This window comes from Pilimelia anulata (assembly GCF_014647895.1).
Lineage (GTDB): Bacteria > Actinomycetota > Actinomycetes > Mycobacteriales > Micromonosporaceae > Pilimelia > Pilimelia anulata.
This window is the reverse complement of record NZ_BMQB01000002.1, coordinates 219634-240752: the sequence shown is the minus strand read 5'-3', so window position 1 is coordinate 240752 and position 21119 is coordinate 219634. Positions and strand designations below refer to the sequence as shown.

21 protein-coding genes are annotated in these 21119 nt (G+C 75.2%); 12 read left to right on the top strand and 9 right to left on the bottom strand.

Annotation, left to right across the window (positions count from 1 at the left end; genetic code table 11):
- The first annotated feature begins 53 nt into the window (after window positions 1–53).
- The 3 genes from IEY94_RS05875 to IEY94_RS05865 are packed head-to-tail and all read left to right on the top strand — an operon-like array spanning window position 54 to window position 2303.
- On the top strand, window positions 54–428 hold the full coding sequence (locus tag IEY94_RS05875) for an ArsR/SmtB family transcription factor (protein ID WP_373291218.1): 375 nt from the start codon (window positions 54–56) through the stop codon (window positions 426–428).
- A gap of 9 nt (window positions 429–437) precedes the next feature.
- Complete coding sequence (locus tag IEY94_RS05870) at window positions 438–728, top strand: hypothetical protein (RefSeq protein ID WP_189169022.1); 291 nt, start codon at window positions 438–440, stop codon at window positions 726–728.
- Window positions 729–773: 45 nt separating this feature from the next.
- The gene (locus IEY94_RS05865) at window positions 774–2303 is read left to right on the top strand and encodes a multicopper oxidase family protein (protein ID WP_189169021.1); all 1530 of its coding nucleotides are present in this window, start codon (window positions 774–776) and stop codon (window positions 2301–2303) included.
- Window positions 2304–2319: 16 nt separating this feature from the next.
- Here the strand turns inward: IEY94_RS05865 and IEY94_RS05860 are convergent, their stop codons facing one another.
- The 3 genes from IEY94_RS05860 to IEY94_RS05850 all read right to left on the bottom strand — a co-directional run bounded on the left by IEY94_RS05860 (window position 2320) and on the right by IEY94_RS05850 (window position 5447).
- Window positions 2320–3495, bottom strand: coding sequence for a cysteine desulfurase family protein (locus IEY94_RS05860; RefSeq protein WP_189169020.1), 1176 nt, complete (start codon window positions 3493–3495; stop codon window positions 2320–2322).
- A 205-nt stretch (window positions 3496–3700) separates the two neighbouring features.
- The gene (locus IEY94_RS05855) at window positions 3701–4660 is read right to left on the bottom strand and encodes an electron transfer flavoprotein subunit alpha/FixB family protein (RefSeq protein ID WP_189169019.1); all 960 of its coding nucleotides are present in this window, start codon (window positions 4658–4660) and stop codon (window positions 3701–3703) included.
- 10 nt (window positions 4661–4670) lie between these two features.
- On the bottom strand, window positions 4671–5447 hold the full coding sequence (locus tag IEY94_RS05850) for an electron transfer flavoprotein subunit beta/FixA family protein (RefSeq protein ID WP_189169018.1): 777 nt from the start codon (window positions 5445–5447) through the stop codon (window positions 4671–4673).
- A 220-nt stretch (window positions 5448–5667) separates the two neighbouring features.
- On the opposite strand from IEY94_RS05850, the gene IEY94_RS05845 reads away from it, so the two are divergent.
- Together IEY94_RS05845 and IEY94_RS05840 are read left to right on the top strand one after the other, a co-directional pair.
- A complete protein-coding gene (locus IEY94_RS05845; protein ID WP_189169017.1) occupies window positions 5668–5961 on the top strand; it encodes a PLD nuclease N-terminal domain-containing protein in 294 nt (97 codons plus the stop codon).
- Between the two features lie 224 nt (window positions 5962–6185).
- Window positions 6186–7121, top strand: coding sequence for a sulfotransferase (locus IEY94_RS05840; protein WP_189169016.1), 936 nt, complete (start codon window positions 6186–6188; stop codon window positions 7119–7121).
- Window positions 7122–7150: 29 nt separating this feature from the next.
- Here IEY94_RS05840 and IEY94_RS05835 read toward each other — a convergent pair whose 3' ends face one another.
- From IEY94_RS05835 to IEY94_RS05825, 3 genes are all read right to left on the bottom strand, one after another.
- Window positions 7151–7954 carry an ABC transporter permease gene (locus IEY94_RS05835; protein ID WP_189169015.1) on the bottom strand — a complete coding sequence of 268 codons (804 nt, stop codon included), beginning with the start codon at window positions 7952–7954 and terminating at the stop codon, window positions 7151–7153.
- Window positions 7951–8928, bottom strand: a complete 978-nt coding sequence (locus IEY94_RS05830; protein ID WP_189169014.1) for an ATP-binding cassette domain-containing protein — start codon at window positions 8926–8928, stop codon at window positions 7951–7953. The genes IEY94_RS05835 and IEY94_RS05830 overlap by 4 nt, the downstream gene beginning before the upstream one ends.
- A 94-nt stretch (window positions 8929–9022) precedes the next feature.
- Window positions 9023–9811 (bottom strand): enoyl-CoA hydratase/isomerase family protein, encoded by a 789-nt coding sequence (locus IEY94_RS05825; RefSeq protein ID WP_189169013.1) that lies wholly within the window; start codon window positions 9809–9811, stop codon window positions 9023–9025.
- A gap of 77 nt (window positions 9812–9888) precedes the next feature.
- Here IEY94_RS05825 and IEY94_RS05820 point away from each other — a divergent pair, with 77 nt between their 5' ends.
- Window positions 9889–10341 carry a DUF6232 family protein gene (locus IEY94_RS05820; RefSeq protein WP_189169012.1) on the top strand — a complete coding sequence of 151 codons (453 nt, stop codon included), beginning with the start codon at window positions 9889–9891 and terminating at the stop codon, window positions 10339–10341.
- A 12-nt stretch (window positions 10342–10353) separates the two neighbouring features.
- On the opposite strand, the gene IEY94_RS05815 is transcribed toward IEY94_RS05820, so the two are convergent.
- On the bottom strand, window positions 10354–11265 hold the full coding sequence (locus tag IEY94_RS05815) for a LysR family transcriptional regulator (protein ID WP_189169011.1): 912 nt from the start codon (window positions 11263–11265) through the stop codon (window positions 10354–10356).
- Window positions 11266–11352: 87 nt separating this feature from the next.
- Here IEY94_RS05815 and IEY94_RS05810 point away from each other — a divergent pair, with 87 nt between their 5' ends.
- Both IEY94_RS05810 and IEY94_RS05805 read left to right on the top strand, forming a co-directional pair.
- The gene (locus IEY94_RS05810; protein ID WP_189169010.1) at window positions 11353–12333 is read left to right on the top strand and encodes an EamA family transporter; all 981 of its coding nucleotides are present in this window, start codon (window positions 11353–11355) and stop codon (window positions 12331–12333) included.
- A 160-nt stretch (window positions 12334–12493) separates the two neighbouring features.
- A complete protein-coding gene (locus IEY94_RS05805; RefSeq protein ID WP_189169009.1) occupies window positions 12494–13228 on the top strand; it encodes a S1 family peptidase in 735 nt (244 codons plus the stop codon).
- Between the two features lie 85 nt (window positions 13229–13313).
- On the opposite strand, the gene IEY94_RS05800 is transcribed toward IEY94_RS05805, so the two are convergent.
- The gene (locus IEY94_RS05800; protein ID WP_189169008.1) at window positions 13314–14171 is read right to left on the bottom strand and encodes an ABC transporter ATP-binding protein; all 858 of its coding nucleotides are present in this window, start codon (window positions 14169–14171) and stop codon (window positions 13314–13316) included.
- 154 nt (window positions 14172–14325) lie between these two features.
- Between IEY94_RS05800 and IEY94_RS05795 the strand changes: the two genes are divergently transcribed.
- From IEY94_RS05795 to IEY94_RS05780, 4 genes are read left to right on the top strand one after another with little or no spacing between them, the layout of a single operon-like run.
- On the top strand, window positions 14326–14760 hold the full coding sequence (locus tag IEY94_RS05795; RefSeq protein ID WP_189169007.1) for a hypothetical protein: 435 nt from the start codon (window positions 14326–14328) through the stop codon (window positions 14758–14760).
- Entirely contained in the window at window positions 14757–15266 is a 510-nt protein-coding gene (locus IEY94_RS05790; protein ID WP_189169006.1) for a DCC1-like thiol-disulfide oxidoreductase family protein, read from the top strand. The genes IEY94_RS05795 and IEY94_RS05790 overlap by 4 nt, the downstream gene beginning before the upstream one ends.
- Complete coding sequence (locus IEY94_RS05785) at window positions 15232–15927, top strand: TetR family transcriptional regulator (RefSeq protein WP_229783361.1); 696 nt, start codon at window positions 15232–15234, stop codon at window positions 15925–15927. The genes IEY94_RS05790 and IEY94_RS05785 overlap by 35 nt, the downstream gene beginning before the upstream one ends.
- A complete protein-coding gene (locus tag IEY94_RS05780) occupies window positions 15924–16094 on the top strand; it encodes a hypothetical protein (RefSeq protein ID WP_189169005.1) in 171 nt (56 codons plus the stop codon). The genes IEY94_RS05785 and IEY94_RS05780 overlap by 4 nt, the downstream gene beginning before the upstream one ends.
- Before the next feature lie 114 nt (window positions 16095–16208).
- Here IEY94_RS05780 and IEY94_RS05775 read toward each other — a convergent pair whose 3' ends face one another.
- Complete coding sequence (locus IEY94_RS05775) at window positions 16209–21101, bottom strand: NAD-glutamate dehydrogenase (protein ID WP_229783360.1); 4893 nt, start codon at window positions 21099–21101, stop codon at window positions 16209–16211.
- Window positions 21102–21119 lie beyond the last annotated feature (18 nt).

Here is a 21119-nt window from a genome sequence, read left to right as displayed (position 1 = left end):
TGCGACAGCCCGCTTGGCAGCCCCGTATTTCATGTGTAAGGTTTTCCTTACACATGGAAGGTGATGCTGTGGGCGATGGTGATGCTGTGGACGAACCCCTGACCGGCGATCGGCTGCTGGCGATCCTGGCCGCGCTCGGCAACCCGCAGCGGCTGCGGATCGTGGCCGCGCTCGCCGGGCGTCGCCAGTACGTCTCCCAGCTCGCCCGCGAGCTGGGGATCAGCCGGCCGCTGCTGCACATGCACCTCCAGCGGCTGGAGGCCGCCGGCCTGATCAGCGCCGACCTGGAGCTGTCCGAGAGCGGCAAGGCGGTCAAGTACGTCGAGGCGACGGCGTTCGCGCTGCGCCTCACCCCGGCGGATGTCGCCGCCGCCGTCCCCACCCTGACCGAGTCGAGAGGCGACGGCGCCGGGCCGTCGGCGCGATAGGAGCGAGACATGAACGAGCAGCACACGACCGCCTGGCCCGACGTGATCATGGGGATCAGCTTCGGCCTGGGCTTCCTGATCCTGGTGACGATCATCGTGGTCGTCTGCATCCGGGCCTTCGTCAGCACCAAGCAGGCCAGCGCGGCGCTGGCCCGCGACGACGCGTACCGGAAGCTCGCCGAGAACTACGACGCCCACCTGACCCGGGCCGCCACGAACGAGCGCGACATGCGCGACGAGCTGGCGTTCATCCGCGGCCGGGTCGAGGCCATGGAGCAGCTCCTGCGCAGCGTCGACTGACGGTACGAAACGACCCGGCCGCGCGGCCGGCGGAGAGGAACGGACATGGCCATCCCCCGGGCCGGCCGGCTGCTGATCGGCGGACTCGCCGGCATGCTCGCCCTGTGCGGCGGCGGCGCCGCGGTCGGCGGCACGCTGCTGTGGAACGCCGGCGTCCTGGACACCGCCGGGAAGGTGGCGTTCGCGACGCCGCTGGCGATCCCGCCGCTGGCGCCGTCCCGGCTCGACGGGCGGGGCCGCCGGGTGTTCGACCTGACCGCCGCGCCGGGCACCCACGACATCGGCGGCCGGGCCGTCGCCACGTGGGGGTACAACGGCGGGTACCTCGGGCCGACCCTGCGCGCCGCCCGCGGCGAGCGGGTGCTGGTCAACGTCACCAACCGGCTCGGCGAGCCGACGACCGTGCACTGGCACGGCATGCGGCTGCCCGCGCTGATGGACGGCGGGCCGCACCAGCCGATCCCGCCGGGCGGCACCCTTCAGCCGACCTGGCGGGTCGACCAGCCGGCGGCGACGCTGTGGTACCACCCGCACCCGCACGGCGCCACCGCCCCGCAGGTCTACCGCGGCCTGGCCGGCCTGTTCCTCCTGGACGAGCCGGACGGTCCGGGCGAGCCCGGCGGTCCGGGCGGGGCGGCGCTGCCGGGCCGGTACGGGGTCGACGACGTGCCCGTGCTCGTCACCGACGTCAACGTCGACGGCGACCGGCTGGACGAGGACAAGGCCGCGTTCAGCGACCTCGGCATCCTCGGCCGGCAGGTGCTCGCCAACGGCGTCGCCGGCGCGTACCACGACGTGCGCACCGAGGCGGTCCGGCTGCGCCTGGTCAACGCCTCCCCCGCCCGCTCGTACGGCTTCGGGCTCGCCGACGGGCGCCCGTTCGACCTGGTCGGCACGGACGGCGGCCTGCTCGCCGCCCCGGACCGGCGCACCCGGCTGCGGCTCACCCCCGGCGAGCGGGCCGAGATCGTCGTCCGGCTGCGCCCCGGCGAGCGGGTGGTGCTGCGCAGCTTCCCGCCCGGCCTGCACTCCGTGCCGGCGCTGTTCGACCGGGCGCACGGCGGGCACGACACGCTCGACGTGCTGGAGCTGCGGGCCGCCGCGGCGCTGGCGCCGTCCCCGCCGCTGCCGGCGGCGCTGGCCGCGCTGCCCGCGCCCGACCCGGCCGGGGCGGCGACGCGGACGTTCCGCCTGTCCGGCCACAAGATCAACGGCCGGAAGATGGACCCCGGACGGCTGGACGCCGAGATCACCCGCGGGTCGACCGAGGTGTGGGCGGTGCGCAACGCCGACGGGGTGCCGCACAGCTTCCACGTGCACGACGTCCGGTTCCGGGTGCTCGACCCCGGCGACCCGGCCCTGGCCGGCTGGAAGGACACGGTGTACGTGCCGCCGAACCGGGAGCTGCGGCTGCTCATCCGGTTCGACGGGGCGAGCGACCCGGCGCACCCGTACATGTTCCACTGCCACAAGCTCGCCCACGAGGACGGCGGGATGATGGGCCAGTTCGCGGTCGTGGAGCCGGGCCAGCGCGCCCTCCCGCCGCCGCCTCTGCCGGCCGCGCACGACCACTGACGCCCGGCGGGCGGGGTCAGCGGCGGGAGCGCAGGGCGCCGGCCGCGCGGGCCCGCTCCACTGCCGCCGGCAGCGCCGCCAGCAGCGCCGCCACGTCGGCCGTCGTGGACGTGTGGCCCAGCGTGAAGCGCAGCGAGGACCGGGCCAGCGCCTCGTCGGCGCCCAGCGCCAGCAGCACGTGCGACGGCTGCGCCACGCCCGCCGAGCAGGCCGACCCGGTCGAGCAGGCGATGCCCTGCGCGTCCAGCAGCAGCAGCAGCGCGTCGCCCTCGCAGCCGGGGAAGCCGAAGTGCGCGTTGCCCGGCAGCCGCAGCTCGGGGTGGCCGTTGAGGACCGCGTCCGGTACCGCCGCCCGCACCCCCGCGATCAGCGCGTCGCGCAGCTCGGCGACCTCCTTGGCCTCCCGCTCGCGGGCGGCCGTCGCGGCGGCCACCGCCGCGGCGAACGCGGCGATGCCGGCCACGTCGAGGGTGCCCGAGCGGACGTCGCGCTCCTGGCCGCCGCCGTGCAGCAGCGGCGTGCACGGCACGTCGCGGGCGAGCAGCAGCGCGCCGACCCCGACCGGCCCGCCGAGCTTGTGCCCCGAGACGGTCAGCGCCGGCACCCCGGCCGCGCCGAAGTCCACCGGGATCTGCCCGACCGCCTGGACGGCGTCGGTGTGCATCGGCACGCCGTGCGCGGCCGCCAGCGCCGCCAGCGCGGCGACCGGCTGGATCGTGCCGACCTCGTTGTTCGCCCACATCGCCGTGACCAGGCCCGCGGCCGGGCCGGCGGCGGCCAGGGCCGCCGCGAGCGAGTCGGGGCGGATCATCCCGGTCGGGTCGGTGTCCAGCCAGACGACCTCGGCGTCGTCGATCCGGGCGAGCCACTGGACGGCGTCCAGCACCGCGTGGTGCTCGACCGCGCTGGCGATGATCAGCCGCCGCCGCGGGTCCTCGGTCCGCCGGCCCCAGAAGATCCCCTTGACCGCGAGGTTGTCGCTCTCGGTGCCGCCGGCGGTGAAGACGACCTCGGAGGGCCGCGCGCCGAGCGCGGCGGCCACCTGCTCGCGCGCCTCCTCGACGCGGCGCCGGGCGGCCCGGCCGGGGGCGTGCAGGGAGGACGCGTTGCCGACCGTGCGGGCGGCCTCGGCGTGCGCGGCGAGCGCCTCGGGCCGCATCGGGGTGGTGGCGGCGTGATCCAGGTATGCCATCGCTACTCAGCCTAGTGCCCGGCGCCGGCGGCGCGGCCGACTGACCGGAAGCGCCCGATTCGCACCGAGAGGTCGTCCATCCTCGACAGTCCACGCCCGGCACGCCCCCACGGGCCATGCCGAAGGACGTAGGCTCTGGCGTGAGCGCGGCTGTTGTCGGGGGAGCGGCAACAGCCGCGCTCGCGCGGTTGATGATCGGGCGGCGCTACTTGCGCTTGCGGATCTCCTCGGCGGCCTGCGGGACGATCTTGAACAGGTCGCCCACGACGCCGAAGTCGGCCAGCTCGAAGATCGGCGCCTCGGCGTCCTTGTTCACCGCGACGATCGTCTTCGAGGTCTGCATGCCGGCCCGGTGCTGGATCGCCCCGGAGATGCCCAGCGCCACGTAGAGCTGCGGCGACACCGTCTTGCCCGTCTGCCCGACCTGGAACTGGTGCGGGTAGAAGCCGGAGTCGACCGCCGCCCGGGACGCGCCGACCGCGCCGCCGAGCAGGTCGGCCAGCTCCTCGACGAGCGCGAAGTTCTCCGCGTTGCCGACGCCCCGGCCGCCCGAGACGACCACCGACGCCTCGCTCAGCTCCGGCCGCGAGCCCTTCTGCTCCACCACCCGGTCGGTGACCCGGGCCAGCAGGTCGGTGCCGCCGGGCTCGACGGCGACCTCCTCGACCGTGCCGGCGGCGGGCGCCGCGGCCGGGGTGATCGAGTTGGGGCGCAGCGACACGATCGGCAGGCCCTTGGTGACCCGCGCGGTGACGACGGTCGAGCCGGCGAACGCGACCTGCGTCGCCGTGCCGTCGGCGGCGACCGCGACGGCGTCGGTGAGCAGGCCGTTGTCCAGCTTGACCGCGAGCCGCCCGGCGATCTCCTTGCCCTCCTGGGTGGCGCCCAGCAGGACGGCGGCCGGCTGCACCCGGCGGACCAGCTCGGCCAGCACGCTCGCCTTCGGCGCGACCAGGTGGCCGTCGATGTCGGCGTGCTCGGCGACGTACACCTTCTCGGCGCCGTACTCGGCCAGCTTGCCGGTCAGCGCGGCGGCCGTACCCGGGGCGCCGAGCACCACGGCGGCCGGGGTGCCGAGGGCGCGGGCGTGGGTGAGCAGTTCGAGGGTGACCTTCTTGACGCCGGCGGCCGCGCTGGCCTCGACGACGACGAGTACTTCAGCCATGACTATCCCCTCAGACGAACTTCTCGGTGGCCAGGAACCCGACGAGCTGCACGCCGCCGTCGCCCTCGTCGGTGACCTTGGCCCCGCCGGTGCGCTCGGGCCGCTGGCTGTGCTCGACGACCGCGCTGGTCGCCCCCGCGGCGCCGACCTCGCCCGCCGGTACGCCGAGGTCGGCGAGGCTCAGCGTGCGGACCGGCTTCTTCTTGGCGGCCATGATGCCCTTGAAGGACGGGTACCGCGGCTCGTTGATCGTGTCCCACACCGAGACGACGGCGGGCGTGGCGGCCGTGACCACCTCGTACCCCTCGTCGGTCTGCCGCTCGATCGTCAGCGTGCCCCCGTCGACGGTGAGCTTGCGGGCGCCGGTCAGCGCGGCGATGCCCAGCCGCTCGGCGAGCATGTGCGGCATGACCTGGACCCGGCCGTCGGTCGACTCGGCGCCGCAGAGGACGAGGTCCGGGTTCAGCTCGCGCAGCGCCGCGGCGAGCACCGCCGAGGTGCCGAGCGCGCAGGAGCCGGCGAGCGCGTCGTCGACGACGTGCACGGCGCCGTGCGGGCCCATCGAGAGCGCCTTGCGGATCGACTCCGCCGCCCGCTCCGGGCCCATGGTGAGGATGGTGACCTCGCCGCCGCCGGCCTCGGTGAGTCGGAGGGCCTCCTCGATGGCGTACTCGTCCATCTCGTTGATCACGTTGTCGGCGGCCGCCCGGTCGACGGTGTTGTCGGCGCGCAGGGTGCGCTCCGCTCCGGAGTCGGGCACCTGCTTGACAAGGACGACGATATTCATCGTGGCCGATGACCCCCCAGCTTGAGGTTAACGATCGTTCATGTCCGGCCATACTAGCCGCCGCCGCGCCCGGTCGGCCGGTCAGGAGGCCCGCCCGGGCCCCTCCGCGAGACATCTCACAGCATGCCCCCGCCGCCGGCCGGACCGGGGCCGACGCGCCCGGCCCGCGCCGGGGCGGGCGGTGTGGCCGGGGCGGGCACCGATCGCGCATGATGGCGGTATGGCCCGCCTGCTCCTGCTGCTCACCGTCGTCGAGATCGGGCTGGCCATCGCCGCCCTGATCAGTGTCCTGTCGATCGCGCCGGAGCGGGTCCGGGTGCTGCCGCGGTTCGGCTGGGTCATCGTGATCCTGCTGTTCCCGATCGTCGGCGGGGTGGCCTGGTTCGCCGCCGGGTACGACCGGCCGGCCCGATCCGGCCCGGCCGCCCCGCGCCGCCCGGTGGCCCCGGACGACGACCCGGACTTCCTCCGCTCCCTGGACGACCGCCCGGACCCGGACGACCCGCGCCGCTGAACCCGACCCCGGACGACCCGCGCCGCTGACCCGACCCGGGCGGCCCCGCGCCGCTGACCCCGGCCGGCGCGCCGGGCAGCGCGCCGCCGCGCGGCCCACCCCGCGCGGGTGTCCCTCTTCCCGGGTGCGGTTGATCCGCGCCGCAGGTCCGGCCCGGGTCGGGCGCTTACAGTCCCTACAGTGATGAACCCATTTGCCGTTTTGGGGCCCACTGAGGGGGTTTTGTGCCGAAGGTGCTGTACGTCGCTGCGTGGGGCCGCAGCGGCACCACGCTCGTCGACAACATCCTGAACGCCTACCCGGGCGTCTTCTCCGCCGGCGAGGTCTTCTACCTGTGGCGGCGCGGGCTCGTCCAGGGGCGGCGCTGCGGCTGCGGCGTACCGCTGCCGGAGTGCGCGCTGTGGGCCGCGATCCGCCGGGCCGCGTTCGGCGCCGCCGAGCCGGACCCGCGGGAGATGGTCGCGCTCCAGGCCGAGGTCGCCCGGACCCGGCACACGCTGCGCCTGTGTCGCGGCCCCGATACGGCCGCCGACCGCCGCTATCGGGGGATCATCAGTCGGCTGTACCGGGGCATCGCCGAGGTCACCGGCGCCGAACTGATCGTGGACTCGTCCAAGTCGCCGGCCGGCGCGGCCGTCCTCGCCGGCCTGTCCGACGTCGAGGGGTACCTGGTGCACGCCATCCGCGACCCGCGCGCCGTCGCCCACTCCTGGATGCGGCCGAAGCGGCAGGTGGACCGGCCGAAGCCGGCGTTCATGGACCGGCACGGGCCGTGGGAGAGCACGTCGCACTGGCTGCTGTACAACGCGCTGGTCGAGCGGGTCGCCCCGCGGTACGGCGCCCGCGCGCTGCGGCTGCGGTACGAGGACTTCCTCACCCGGCCCCGTGCTGACGCCGAGCGGATGCTCCGGCTGGCCGGCGTGCCGGCCGCGGACGGGCCGTTCGCCGGGGACGGCACCGTGCAGCTCGGCCCGAACCACACCGTCTCCGGCAACCCGAGCCGGTTCCGCACCGGCTGCATCACGCTGCGCGCCGACGAGGCGTGGCGGCGCGAGCAGCCGGCGGCGGCGCGGGCCGTGGCCAGCGCCGTCGCCCTGCCGCTGCTGCACCGGTACGGGTACCGGCTGCGCGAGGCGTTCATCCCCCGGCAGGGCCGCTGACCCCGGCGCACCGCCGGCAGCGGGCCCGCTCAGGCGCGGCGACGGACCGCCCGGACCGCGATCGGCGCGAACACCGCGGCGATCAGCACGCCCCACATCAGCGACAGCAGGGTCGGCCGGGCGACCGGCCCGCCCACCATCAGGCCGCGCATCGCGTCGGCCAGCAGCGTCACCGGGTTGACCTTCACCCACGCCTGCAACCAGCCGGGCATCGACTCCGTCTGGACGAAGATGTTCGAGGTGAAGGTCAGCGGGAACAGCACCGTGAAGCCGTACACCTGGACCTTCTCCGAATCGCTGACCAGCACCCCGACCAGCACCGCGATCCACGCGGCGGCCAGCGCGAACAGCAGCATCAGCCCGGTCGCGGCCAGTACGCCGAGCACGCCGCCGGTGGCCCGGAAGCCCAGGGCGAAGCCGATCGCCAGCAGCAGCGCGATCGCCCACGCCTGCTTGACCGTGTCGGCGAGGATCCGCCCGGCCAGCGGCGCGGAGCGGGCGATCGGCAGCGAGCGCAGCCGGTCGAACACGCCCTTGGTCAGGTCGGCGTTGAGGCCCATGCCCGTGTACATCGTGGCGAACAGCGTGTTCTGCACAATGATGCCGGGCAGCATGAACTGGAGGTACGCCTTCGGCGAGTCGGCGATGGCGCCGCCGAACACGTAAGTGAACAGCAGCACGAACATGATCGGCGTGATGCTGAGATCGAGCAGCTCCATCGGGTTGTGCTTGATCTGCACGAGGCTGCGCCAGGACAGCGTCATGGTCTGCCGGAGCGTCGCCAGCGGCGACACCCGGTTCGCCGCCGGGGCGGCGAGGGTGGCGGCGGTCATGCCGGTACCCCGTTCGGCTCGGCATCGGGCTCCGCCCGGTGCCCGGTCAGGGACAGGAACACCTCGTCGAGGCTGGGGTTGCGCAGCGACAGCTCGGCGACGGCGATGCCCGCGTCGTCGAGCCGGCGGACCAGCAGCGGCAGCACGTCCCGGCTCTCCACCCGGACGGACACGACCTCCCCGCTGGTCTCCGGCGCGCCGTGGTCGAGCGCGGCGAGCGTCGCGGTGATCGTCGGCAGGTCGGCGGCGTCGGCCGGGCGCACGGACAGCGTCCGCGCGCCGGTGCGCGCCTTCAGCTCGGCCGGCGTGCCGGTGGCGATCACCCGGCCGTGGTCGAACACCACGATGTCGTCGGCGAGCTGGTCGGCCTCCTCCAGGTACTGCGTGGTCAGCAGCACCGTCACGCCGTCGGCGACCAGCGTGCGGACGATGTCCCACAGGTCGTTGCGGCTGCGCGGGTCGAGGCCGGTGGTCGGCTCGTCCAGGTACAGCAGGCGCGGCGAGCCGACCAGGCTGGCGGCGAGGTCGAGCCGGCGGCGCATGCCGCCGGAGTACGTCTTGGCCGCCCGGTCGGCGGCGTCGGCGAGGTCGAACCGCTTCAGCAGGTCGGCCCCGCGGGCCCGCGCGTCGGGCCGGGACATGCCGAGCAGCCGGCCGATGAGCAGCAGGTTCTCCGCGCCGGTGAGCGTCTCGTCGACCGCCGCGTACTGGCCGGTCAGGCCGATCGCCCGGCGCACCAGGTGCGGCTCGGCGGCCAGGTCGTGCCCGGCCACCCGGGCCCGGCCGGCGTCCGGGGTGAGCAGGGTGGCGAGGATGCGCACGGCGGTGGTCTTGCCGGCGCCGTTGGGGCCGAGGACGCCGAGCACCGTACCGGTGGCGACCTCCAGGTCGACCCCGTCGAGCGCCGTGGTGTCGCCGAAGCGCTTGACCAGCCCCTCGGCGGCGATCGCGGGACCGTTGAACGGCTGGGTCATGGTTCCTTCCCCGGTGCGGGCTGAGCGTTCACAACTCGCTCAGCCTGCCCCGGGGGTACGACAGGCCGCGACGCAATTTCCGGATCCGGGCCGGTCAGCGGCCGGTGAAGTCCGGCTTCCGCTTCTCCACGAACGCGGTCATGCCCTCGCGCCGGTCGTCGGTGGCGAACAGCCCGGCGAACAACTGGGTCTCCCAGGCCAGGCCGGCGGCGAGGTCCATGCTGAGGCCGCCGTCGATGGCCTGCTTGGCGGCCCGGATCGCCTGCGCCGGCCCGGTCGCGTACGGGCGGACCAGCTCGACCGCGGCGGCGTACACGTCGGCGGCCGGGACCACCCGGTCGGCCAGGCCGATCGCGAGCGCCTCGGCGGCGTCGACCATCCGGCCGCTGAGGATCAGGTCCTTGGCCCGGGCGGGGCCGACCAGCCGGGCGAGCCGCTGGGTGCCGCCGGCGCCGGGGATCACCCCGAGCTTGATCTCGGGCTGGCCGAGCTTGGCGTCCTCGGCGACGACCCGCCAGTCGCAGGCCAGCGCCAGCTCGCAGCCGCCGCCCAGGGCGTACCCGGTGATCGCCGCGACGACCGGCTTGCCGATCCGGGCGATGGCGTCGAACGCGCTGCTCAGCGCGGGCGCCCGGCCGGCCATGTCGACGTACGACATCGCGGCCATCTCCTTGATGTCCGCGCCGGCGGCGAACACCTTCCCGCCGCCGTACACGACGACCGCGCGCACGTCGGCGGCCGCGTCCGCGGCCCGGGCGGCGGAGCGCAGCTCCTCCTGGAGCGTGGTGTTCAGGGCGTTCATCGGCGGCCGGTCCAGCCGCATGGTCCCGATGCCGTCGGCGACCTCCAGCCGCACGAACTCGCCCTTGAAGCCCTCGCTCATCCGCTCACTCCTCGCGTCCGGGGTGTCCGACCGGCTCCCACCCTACGGGCCGGCCGGGCCGCGCGTACGGTGGGGCGATGGAGCGCGAGCACTACCGCGACGCGGCGGTGGCGGTGACCGCGGCGGGTATCGAGATCGACGGCCGGCACCTCCCGCTGGCCGAGCTGACCGAGGTGTGGTACCGGCGCGGGGCGCGGTCCTGGCGGCGGACGGCCCGGCGCGGCGCGCTCGCGCTGGCGATCCTGGTGCCGCTCGCGCTCGGCGCGACCGCGGTCGTGATCGGCCTGTCGCTGGACCTCGCGCCGCTGCCGCTGGCCGCGGTCGTCGGCGCGGCGCTGGTCGCCGGGCTGGCCACCGGGCCGCTGGCGGACCTGCTGCTCGAGTGGGTGGACCGGTCGTACTCGCGCGGCGCGCGCGAGTGGGAGATCTGGGCCCGCTGGCGGGGCGAGGAGGTGCTGCTGCTGCGGACCCGGGACCAGCGGCGGTTCGGCCAGGTGTACCGGGCGATCGAACGGGCCGCCGAGCGCTGAGCCCGGCGGTGGTCAGGGTGCGCGGCGTTCGGCGGCGCGCAGGCCGTGGCGGAGGCTGTCGCGCAGCGCGCGGATGCCCGGGTGCCGGGCGGCGCCGCTGCGCACGCCGGTGAACAGCCGCCGCTTCGGCCGGCCGGGCAGCTCCGCCAGCCGCAGCGCCGGCAGCCCGCGCGTCCACAGCAGATCGGGCAGCAGCGCGACCGCGTGGCCGGTCTCCACCAGGTGCACGTGCAGCAGCAGGTCCGGCGTCTCGAACAGCACGTCCGGCTCGAAGCCGGCGTCCCGGCACAGCGCCAGCGCCCAGCGGGCGACCGCCGTGTCCGCCGGGTCGAGCACCCAGGGCGCCCCGGCCAGGCCGGCCAGGGTGCCGTCGGTCGCGGCCAGCGGCCCGTGCGCCGGTACCGCGAGCCGCAGCTCGTCGTGGGTCAGGTCGGCCTCGTCCACGCCCGGCATCCGGGCCTGCGGCTGGCCGGGGTACTCCTCCCCCAGCACCAGGTCGAAGTCGTGCGCCAGCAGCCCGGCGAACGCGACGTCCGGATCGGACTGGGTGATCTCCACCCGCAGCCGCGGGTGCCGCTCGGCGAGCCGGGACAGCGCCGCCGGGACCAGCGCCAGCAGCACCGACTGGAAGGACGCCACCCGCAGCACCCCGGTGACCTCGGTGGCCGCGGCGGCCAGCTCGGCCTCGGCCCGTTCGAGCCGCTCCAGGATCGCGTCGGCGTGCGCGACGAGCAGCCGGCCGCGGGCGGTCAGCCGGACGCCCCGGCCGACCCGTTCGAGCAGCTTGGTGCCGGTCTCGGTCTCCAGCAGGGAGAGCTGCTGGGAGACGGCCGACGGGCTGTACGACAGGGCCCGGGCGACCGCGGCCAGGGTGCCGCGGCGGGCCAGCTCGCGGAGCAGCCGCAGCCGGTGCACGTCGAGCATCGCGCCCCCGATTCGTCAGTTCTACTGATCAGTATGCTCCAGAAACGTTCGCTGGACAGACGGCTCGCGGCCGGCGACCGTGGACGTATGCCGAACCAGTCGATCACCGGTACCGCCGGGGCCAGCGGCGGCGCCGTCGCCCTCGTCCTGGGCTCGTGCGCGTCCCTGCAGGTCGGGGCCGCGCTCGCCGCCCAGCTCTTCCCGAGCATCGGCAGCACGCCGGCCACGCTGCTGCGGCTCGCGCTGGCCGCGCTGGCGCTGCTGGCCATCGCCCGGCCGCGGGTGCGCGGCTGGGACCGGTACCAGTGGCGCAACGTGATCATGCTCGGCATCAGCCTCGCCGCGATGAACGCCAGCTTCTACGCGGCGCTGTCCCGGATCCCGCTCGGCACCGCCGTGACGATCGAGTTCCTCGGGCCGCTGACGCTGGCCGCCGTCCTGTCCCGGCGGGTCCGGGACCTGGGCTGGGTGCTGCTGGCGCTGGCCGGCGTCCTGCTGCTCGGGCTGGGCGGCGAGGGGCCGGGCGCCGGCGGGCTGGACCCGGTCGGGGCGCTGCTCGCGCTGGTCGCGGGGGTGTTCTGGGCCGCGTACATCCTGACCGGGGCGCGGGTCGGCGCGGCCGTACCGGGGCTGGGCGGGCTGGCCGTGGCCACCGCCGTCGGCGCGCTGGTGCTGCTGCCGGTGGGCGCCGCGGGCGCCGCGCCGGCGGTGGTCCGGCCGAACCTGCTGCTGCTCGCCCTCGGCATCGGCCTGCTCGCCTCGGTGATCCCGTACTCGCTGGAGCTGTCGGCGCTGCGCCGGCTGCCGCCGCGGGTGTTCGGGGTGCTGCTGAGCCTGGAGCCGGCGGTGGCCGCGCTCGCCGGGTGGCTGCTGCTCGGGCAGGACCTCGGCTGGCTCGGCGTGGTCGCGGTGGCCGTGGTGATCCTGGCCAGCGCCGGCTCCACCCTGTCCGCCCGCCGCGCCGCCGACGGGCCCCGGGCGGAGCGGGCCGACTCCCCGGCCCGCGAGGCAGCGCCGGCGCGGGCGGAGGGGCCGGAGCCGCGCCCCGCGCTGGCCGGCTGCGACTGACCGGCCGGAACCGGGCCCGGCCCGGACCCGCGGCTCCCGGGCCCGCCCGGCGCCGACCGGGCGGGTCGGGATGGGCCGGGCGGCGGTTGTCGGCCGGCCGATCGGCCGGGGATGATGGCATCGACCCCGGCCGATCATTCCCGCCGCAAGGGAGTCCGTCGTGCGCCCTCACCCGCCGTCCGCCCGACCGCGCCCGCGTACCGCCCTCGCCGCCCTCGCCGCCCTCGCGGTCGGCGTCGCCGCCGCGCTCGCCGCGCCCGCGGCCGCCGGGGCCGCGCTCGCCGCCGAGGTCGTCGACGGCCGGCCGGCGCCCGCGTACGTCGGGGCCGCCAGCATCAGCCGGGACGCCGCCGGGGTCGGCTCGTTCTGCTCCGGCACGCTGATCGCCCCGACCTGGGTGCTCACCGCCGGGCACTGCGCCGCGGCCGGGGGCGAGCACTACGTGCGCACCGGCAGCCTCGACAACACCGCCGGCGGCGAGGTCCGCCGGGTGGTCGAGCGGGTGGCCCGCGGCCCGGGCGGGGACCTCGCCCTGCTGCGGCTGGCGGCGCCCGTGGCGGCCGCGCCCATCCGGCTGGCCGCCGCCGACCCGCCGCTGGGCGCCGAGAGCCTGATCTACGGCTGGGGCCGCACGTGCGCGGACTGCGCCGGCTCGCCGGTGCTGCGGGTCGCCCGGGTCCGGTACGAGGCGATCACGGCGGACTTCCTCGGCGGCCCGGCGCTGCACAGCGCCGGGATCGACGGCGCGGCGCACCGCGGCGACTCCGGCGGCCCGCAGGTGTACAACGGCGAGCAGGTGGGCGTCTGCTCGACCGGCGACGCGGCCGCCCGCACCCAGGACTACGCGAGCATCGCCACCCACCGCGCCTGGATCCGCGCGCACACGGGCGTCTGACCGCCGCACCCCACCGGCGAGCCGGTCGCCCGCCGCCGGTCCGGCCGCGGTCGGGTCGGGGTGTCGGGTCGGTCGCGGTCGCGGGTCAGGTCGCGGTCGCGGTGAAGCGGTCCCCCGCCCGCTGTACGGTCAGCGGCAGGTCGAACGCCGTGCTCAGCGTCTCGCTCGTCACCGCCGCCGCCAGCGGCCCGGCCGCGACGACCGCGCCCGCCCGCAGCACGAGCGCGTGGGTGAACGCCGGCGGGATCTCCTCGACGTGGTGGGTGACCAGCACCAGCGTCGGCGCGGCCGGGTCGGCGGCCAGCTCGCCCAGCCGGCGGACGAGCTGCTCCCGCCCGGCCAGGTCCAGCCCGGCGGCCGGCTCGTCGAGCAGCAGCAGTTCCGGGTCGGTCATCAGCGCCCGGGCGATCTGCACCCGCTTGCGCTCGCCCTCGGAGAGCGTCCCGTAGTCGCGGTCGGCCAGCGCCGCCACGCCGAGCTGCGTCAGCAGCTCGGTCGCCCGGGCGGTGTCGACCTCCTCGTACCGCTCGCGGAACCGGCCGACCACCGACCACGCGGCGGTGAGCACGGCGTCGTGCACCCGCTCGCGCTCCGGCAGCCGGTCGCCGGCGCCGGTCAGGCCGATCCGGCTGCGCAGCTCGCTGACGTCGGTGGCGCCGAGCCGCTCGCCGAGCAGCGTGACCGCCCCGGCGCTGGGGTGCATCCGGGCGGCCGCGAGCTGGAGCAGGGTGGTCTTGCCGGCCCCGTTCGGGCCGAGGACCACCCAGCGCTGCCCCGGCTCGACCCGCCAGTTCAGGTCGGCGAGCAGCGCCCGGCCGGCCCGGCTGACCCGGACCGCGTCGAGCGCGATCACCGCGTCGTCGTCCTCGGCCGGGCGGCGCTGGCCGGGCGGCGCGGACGGGGTGGCGGCGGGTGCGGTGGCATCGGCTGCGGCGTACGACACGGGGCTATGTAACCACGGCGGCGGCCCGCAGCCGCAGGGGACCACGACCGGGTTTGTGGGGACGGTCACAGCCGACCCGTACTTGAACCCGTTCAAAAGCCGGGCGTACGCTTCCCGGTATCGACTTGAACGCGTTCAGAAAGGAGTGCCCGCGATGGACGACCGACTCGCCCTGTACCTGCTCCACCCGGCCATCACCATCGGCACGACCGTGCTGGTGGGGCGCACGCTGTCCCGCAACGGCCTGGTCTTCCTCGCCGACGTCCTCGCCGACGGCGCGCTGGCCGCCGCGCTCAACCGCCTGCTGCTCGCCGGCTTCTACCTGATCACCATCGGCTACGTCACCGTGACGATGGGCCCGACCGGCTCGCTGTCCTCGGCCGCCGACGTCCTGCTCGCCCTCGCCGGCCGGGTCGGCCCGGTGCTGATCGTGCTCGGCCTGCTGCACCTGCTGAACGTGTTCGCGCTGAGCCGGTACCGGCGCACCCGGCTGCGCCGGCTCGCCGCCGTGCACCTGCCGCGCCCCCTGCCGCCCCCGCCACCGGGCTGGCCCGGCGCCCGCCCCGGCCGGGCCGGCACCCCGGCGTGAGCCGCCGGCCGCGCGAGCGCACCGCGGTGACCGCCGGCCCGGCCCGGCCCGACCCGGCCACCCCGCCCGACACCGCCGCACCCGACACCGCCGCGCCGGGCGGGGCCGTGCGCAGCCTGCTGCTGCTCTACGACGCCGAATGCCGGCCGTGCCGGGCCGCCCGGGACTGGCTGGGCCGCCAGCCGATGCTGCTGCCGGTGTACTTCCTGGCCGCCGACTCCCCCACCGCCCGGGCCGCGCTGCCCGACCTCGACCACGCGGCCACCCGGCGCGACCTCACGGTCGTGGCCGACACCGGCGCGGTGTACCGCGGCGACGCCGCCTGGCTGGCCTGCCTGTGGGCGCTGGACGGGTACCGCGAACTCGCCCACCGCCTCGCCCACCCGGCGCTGCGCCCGATCGCCCGGCGGGCCATCGGCGCGGCGGCGGCGCTGCGCCGGGCGGGCCCGCCGGTTGGATACGGTGGCGGCGATGAACCCCACACCCGGGCCGACCGCTGCCGCTGACCCGCCCACCAGCCGCGGCGAGCACACCCGCGCGCTGATCCTGGACACCGCGATGCGGCTGTTCCGCGAGCAGGGCTACGCCCGGACCACGATGCGGGCCATCGCCCGCGAGGCCGGCGTCGCGGTGGGCAACGCGTACTACTACTTCCCGTCCAAAGAGCACCTGATCCAGCACTTCTACCTGACCGCGCAGGACGGCCTGCGGGACGCCGCCGCCCCGGCGCTCGCCCGGGAGACGACACTCGCCGGCCGGCTGCGCGCCCTGCTGCACGCCGGCATCGACGTGAACGCTCCGTACCACGACTTCGCCGCCACCTTCTTCAAGACCGCCGCCGAGCCGGACTCGCCGCTCAGCCCGTTCTCGGCCGAGTCCTCGGCGCCGCGGGAGGCGACGATCGCGCTGTTCCGCGAGGTGGTCGAGGGGTCGACGGCCAAGCCGGACGCCGAGCTGCGGGCGGAGCTGCCCGAGCTGCTGTGGCTGGCGTACATGGGGGTGATCCTGTACTGGGTGCACGACCGGTCGCCGGGGCAGCGGCGGACCCGGGCGCTGATCGACGGGGCGGTACCGCTGCTGGACCGGCTGGTGGCGCTCAGCCGGCTGCGCGTCCTGCGCCCGGTCACCCGCGAGGTCATGACCCTCATCCGCACCCTCCGCCAGTGACCGCGCCGGAGCCGGACCCGGCGCGCGACGTGCTGTCCCGCCTCGTCGCCGGCGGCCGCGCCGCGCCGCCGGCGGCCGCCGGACCCGTGCCGCTGCCCCCGCGGTGGGGCGACCCCGACGTGGACGCCGCCGTCCCGGCCGAGCTGCGGGACGGGGAGCAACGGTGATCCGGCCGGGCGCGCCACCGAGCCGGTCCGGGCGCGGGGTCGTTTCGCGAACCGCCCGGCCACCGTGTGCGTCGGCCGGGCGGTTCCCGTCGCGCGGGATCGCGTAAGGGTGGGTCAGGAGGCGCGGGAGGTGCGGACGAGCGTGCGGATCTGCCGCAGCAGCACCGACAGCGCCGCCAGGTCCGCCGGCGACTCGCCGAACTCGCTGACCGCCGCCCGGGCCCGGGCGATCGCCGTCGCGTTGTCCTGCTCCCAGCGCCGCACCCGGTCCGCCGGCGACAGGCCGGACTCCGTACCGACCAGCACCTCGTTGGTCAGTCCGGCGAGCGCCGCGTACAGGTCGTAGCGCAGCGCCATCCGGGCCAGCGTCTGCCACCGGTCGTGCCGGGGCAGCCGGGAGATCCGGGACAGCAGGTCGTCCACCCGGAACCGCTCGGAGAGCACGAAGTACACCCCGGCGACCTCGCCGACCTCGTGCCCGCCCTTCGCCGCGATCTCCACGACGTCGAGCAGGCCGAAGCTGTACACCATCCGGGTGGCCCGCTCGGCCAGGTCCTGCGGCACGTCCGACGCGGCCAGCTTGGTCACGTGCCGGTGCAGCGCCTCCTGCTCGGCGCCGTGGAACAGCGCGGCCACCCGGGGCAGCAGGTCGGCCACGCCGGGGCGCAGCCGGGCGATCTCGCTCGGTACGTCCAGCGGCGACGGCCGGGAGCTGACCAGCCAGCGCACGGCCCGGTCGAGCAGCCGCCGCGACTCCAGGTAGATCAGCGTCTGCGCGTCGGTGGGCAGCTTGTTGTCCAGCTCCTCGACGGTCTGCCACAGGTCGCGGAAGCCGAACACCTCGCGCACGACCACGTACGCCCGCAGCACGTCGGCGACCGACGCGCCGGTCTCCTCGGTGGCCCGGTAGACGAACGAGGTGCCGCCGCGGTTGACCACCTCGTTGACCAGCGACGTGGTGATGATCTCGCGGCGCAGCCGGTGGCCGGCCATCCGGTCGGCGAACCGCTTGCGCAGCGGGGTCGGGAAGTAGTCGACGAGGATGTCGGTGGTCCAGGGGTCGTCGGGCAGCTCGGAGGCGAGGATCTCCTCCTCCATCGCGATCTTGACGAACGCCAGCAGGACCGCGAACTCCGGCATGCTCAGGCCGCGGCCGCTCTCGCCGCGGACCTGCAGGTCGGCGTCCGTCGGCAGGGCCTCCAGGGCGCGGTCGATGTGCCCGGACCGCTCCAGGTCGATGATCATCCGGCGGTGCACCGGCAGCAGCGACAGCGCCTGCGCGCCCGCGTTGCCGAGCGCCCGGGCCTGGTCGTAGTTGTCCTGCAGGACCAGGTCGGCGACCTCGTCGGTCATCTCGGCCAGCAGGGCGTCGCGCTCGGCCAGGGTCATCGTCCCGTCGGCGACCGCGCCGCCGAGCAGGATCTTGATGTTGACCTCGTGGTCGGAGCAGTCCACGCCGGCGGAGTTGTCGATGAAGTCGGTGAAGATCCGGCCGCCGTGGTCGGCGAACTCGATCCGGCCGCGCTGGGTCAGGCCGAGGTTGCCGCCCTCGCCGACGACCCGGGCCCGGAGCTGGGCGCCGTTGAGCCGGATCGCGTCGTTGGCCTTGTCGCCGACCTCCAGGTGGGTCTCGCCGGTGGCCTTGACGTACGTGCCGATGCCGCCGTTCCACAGCAGGTCCACCGGGGCCTGCAGGATCGCCCGCATCAGCTCCGACGGGGTCAGCGCCTCGACGGCCGCGTCCAGGTGCAGCGCGGCGCGGATCTCCGGGGTGAGGTCGATCGACTTGGCCGTCCGCGGGAAGATCCCGCCGCCGGCCGAGATCAGCGCCGGGTCGTAGTCGGCCCAGGACGAGCGGGGCAGGGCGAACATCCGCTGCCGCTCGGCGTATGAGGTGGCGGCGTCCGGGTCCGGGTCGATGAAGATGTGCCGGTGGTCGAACGCGGCCACCAGCCGGATGTGCTCGCTCAGCAGCATGCCGTTGCCGAACACGTCGCCGGACATGTCGCCGACGCCGACGACGGTGAAGTTCTGCGTCTGGGTGTCCACGCCCAGGTCGCGGAAGTGCCGCTTGACCGACTCCCAGGCGCCGCGGGCGGTGATGCCCATGCCCTTGTGGTCGTACCCGGCCGAGCCGCCGGAGGCGAACGCGTCGCCCAGCCAGAAGCCGTAGTTGCCGCTGATCTCGTTGGCGATGTCGGAGAACGTGGCGGTGCCCTTGTCGGCGGCGACCACCAGGTACGGGTCGTCGCTGTCGTGCCGGACCACGTCCGGCGGCGGCACGACCTGCCCGGCCACGATGTTGTCGGTGATGTCCAGCAGCGCGGCGATGAACATCCGGTAGCAGAGCACCGCCTCGTCCCGGTCGCCCGGCTTCTGCTTCAGCACGAAGCCGCCCTTGGCGCCCACCGGCACGATCACGGCGTTCTTCACCATCTGGGCCTTGACCAGCCCGAGGACCTCGGTCCGGAAGTCCTCCCGGCGGTCCGACCAGCGCAGGCCGCCGCGGGCCACCGAGCCGAAGCGCAGGTGCACGCCCTCGAACCGCGGCGAGTACACGAAGATCTCGAACTTCGGCCGCGGCGCCGGCAGGTCCGGGATCGCCGTCGGGTCCAGCTTGAACGACACGTACGGCTTGGGCCGCCCGCCGTCGGCGGTCGAGGCCCGCTGGAAGAAGCTGGTCCGCAGGGTGGCCTGGATCAGCGTCAGGTACGAGCGCAGGATCCGGTCCTGGTCCAGGCTGGTGACGCCCTCCAGCTCCAGCCCGATCGCCGTGGTGATGTCGCGGGCCAGGTGCTCGCGCCCGGCCGGGGCGTTCACCGCCGGCGAGAACCGGGCCTCGAACAGCCGGACCAGCAGCCGCGCCACCTGCGGGTACGCAATGAACGTCTGCTCCATGTACTCCTGCGAGAAGACCGTCCCGGCCTGCCGCAGGTACTTCGCGTACGCGCGCAGGACCACGACCTGCCGCCAGGTCAGCCCGGCCCGCAGCACCAGCTCGTTGAAGCCGTCCACCTCGGCCTCGCCGCGCCAGGTGGCCGAGAACGCGTTCTCCACGTGCGCCCGGACCTCGGTCAGCGCCCGGTGCCCGGCCGGCAGGGTCAGGCCGAAGTCGTAGAGGTACACGGTGCCGTCGGCCCGGCGGACCTCGAACGGGTGCTCGTCGACCACCTGCACGCCGAGCGAGTGCAGCACCGGCAGGACCGCCGAGAGCAGCATCGGCTCGCCGTACCGGAAGACCTTGAACCGGACGTCGTCGTCGTCCTTGCGCTTGCGGAACAGGTGCAGTTCGAGCTGGCCGGGATCCTCCAGCAGCTCCAGCTTCGCCATGTCCTGGCACGCCTCGAACGTGGTGTGCTCGTCCTTGTACGACTCGGTCAGCGCCGGCGCGTACTTGTCGAACAGCGCCCGCGCCTGGCTCTCGCCGAACTTCGTCTCCAGCCCGATCCGGAAGTCGTCCTCCCACGCCCGGGTGGCGGTGTTCAGCAGCTCGGCCAGCGTCGGCACGTCGATGTCGCGGGGCGGGTTCGCCGGGTCGGTCCGGACGATGAAGTGCACCCGGGCCAGCACCGACTCGCTCACCCGGGTGGTGTAGTCGACGCCGACGCCGTTCAGCTCGCGGAGCAGGATCGCCTGCATCCGCAGCCGGTTGGCGGTGGTGAACCGGTCCCGCGGTAGGAAGATCAGGCAGGAGATGAACCGGCCGTAGTCGTCCCGGCGCAGGAACAGCCGGAGCTGCCGCCGGCCCGCCATCCGCAGCACGCCCATGACCGTGTGGAACAGCTCGTCGGTCCGGCTGTGGAACAGCTCGTCGCGCGGGTAGCTCTCCAGGATGTCGACCAGGTCGCGGCCGGAGTGGCTGCGGGCGGACAGGCCGGAGCGCTCCAGCACCTCGGCGACCTTCCGCTTGACCACCGGCAGCTCGCGCACGCTGGTCAGGTACGCCGAGGAGGAGAACAGGCCGAGGAACCGCCGCTCCCCCACCACCGCGCCGGAGTCGTCGAAGACCTTGAACCCGATGTAGTCCAGGTACGCGTTGCGGTGCACGGTCGCCCGCGAGTTGGCCTTGGTGATCGTCAGCAGCCGCCGCTCGAGCGCCTTGGCGTACGCCTCGGGGGTCATCGACGACAGCAGCCGCGCCGCCGGCGGCTCCGAGCGCAGGATGCCCAGGCCGGTGCCGAGGACCGCCTCCAGCATCAGCTCGGGCGCGGTCTCGTCCGCGCCCTTGGCCCCGATCAGCCGGTACTCGCGGTAGCCGAGGAAGGTGAAGTTGTCGTCGACCAGCCAGCGCAGCAGGTCGATCGAGTCGGTGATGTCCTTGTCCGGCACCGGGAGCTGGGCCCGGCTCAGCTCGTCGGCCAGGTCCAGCGCCCGGCGCTGCATCCGCGGCCAGTCCTCGACCGCCTCGCGCACGTCGGTGAGCACCCGCTGGAGCGCCTTCTGCAGCAGGTCCCGGGTGGCGGCGTCCCGGACGATGTCGATCTCGATCCGGATCCAGCTCTCGACCGCCTCGCCGGCGCCCGCCTCGTCCGGCTCCCGGTCCGCGGCGATCTCCACCAGCCGGCCCAGCGGCTCCCGGCGCACCACCAGCAGCGGGTGGACCATCAGCCGGACGTTGAGGTGCTGCGCCGCGATCGCCGCGGTCACCGAGTCGACCAGGAACGGCATGTCGTCGGTGGCGACCTCGATCACCGTGTGGTGGTCACCGGGGACCGGCTCGCCGATCCGCAGCTTCAGCTCGCCGGGCACCCGCTGCGCGGCCAGCGCCGCGTGCTGCCGGACCGCCGCGAGCAACTGGGCCGCCGTACGGCCGGCGAGGTCCTCGTCCGGGGCGAACATCCAGTACCGGGCGACCAGCGCCCGCTCGGCGGCGTCGGTGGCGTCGGCCACGGCCGCGGCGATGAGCTGCTCGGCGCTCGGCGGGGCGGGCAGCCGGTCGTCGTCGGCCCCCGGCGGCGGCGCCGTGTCGACCCGGGTGACCGCGCTCGCGTCCGCGTGCCGCTCCATGTACCGCCCACTCCCCTC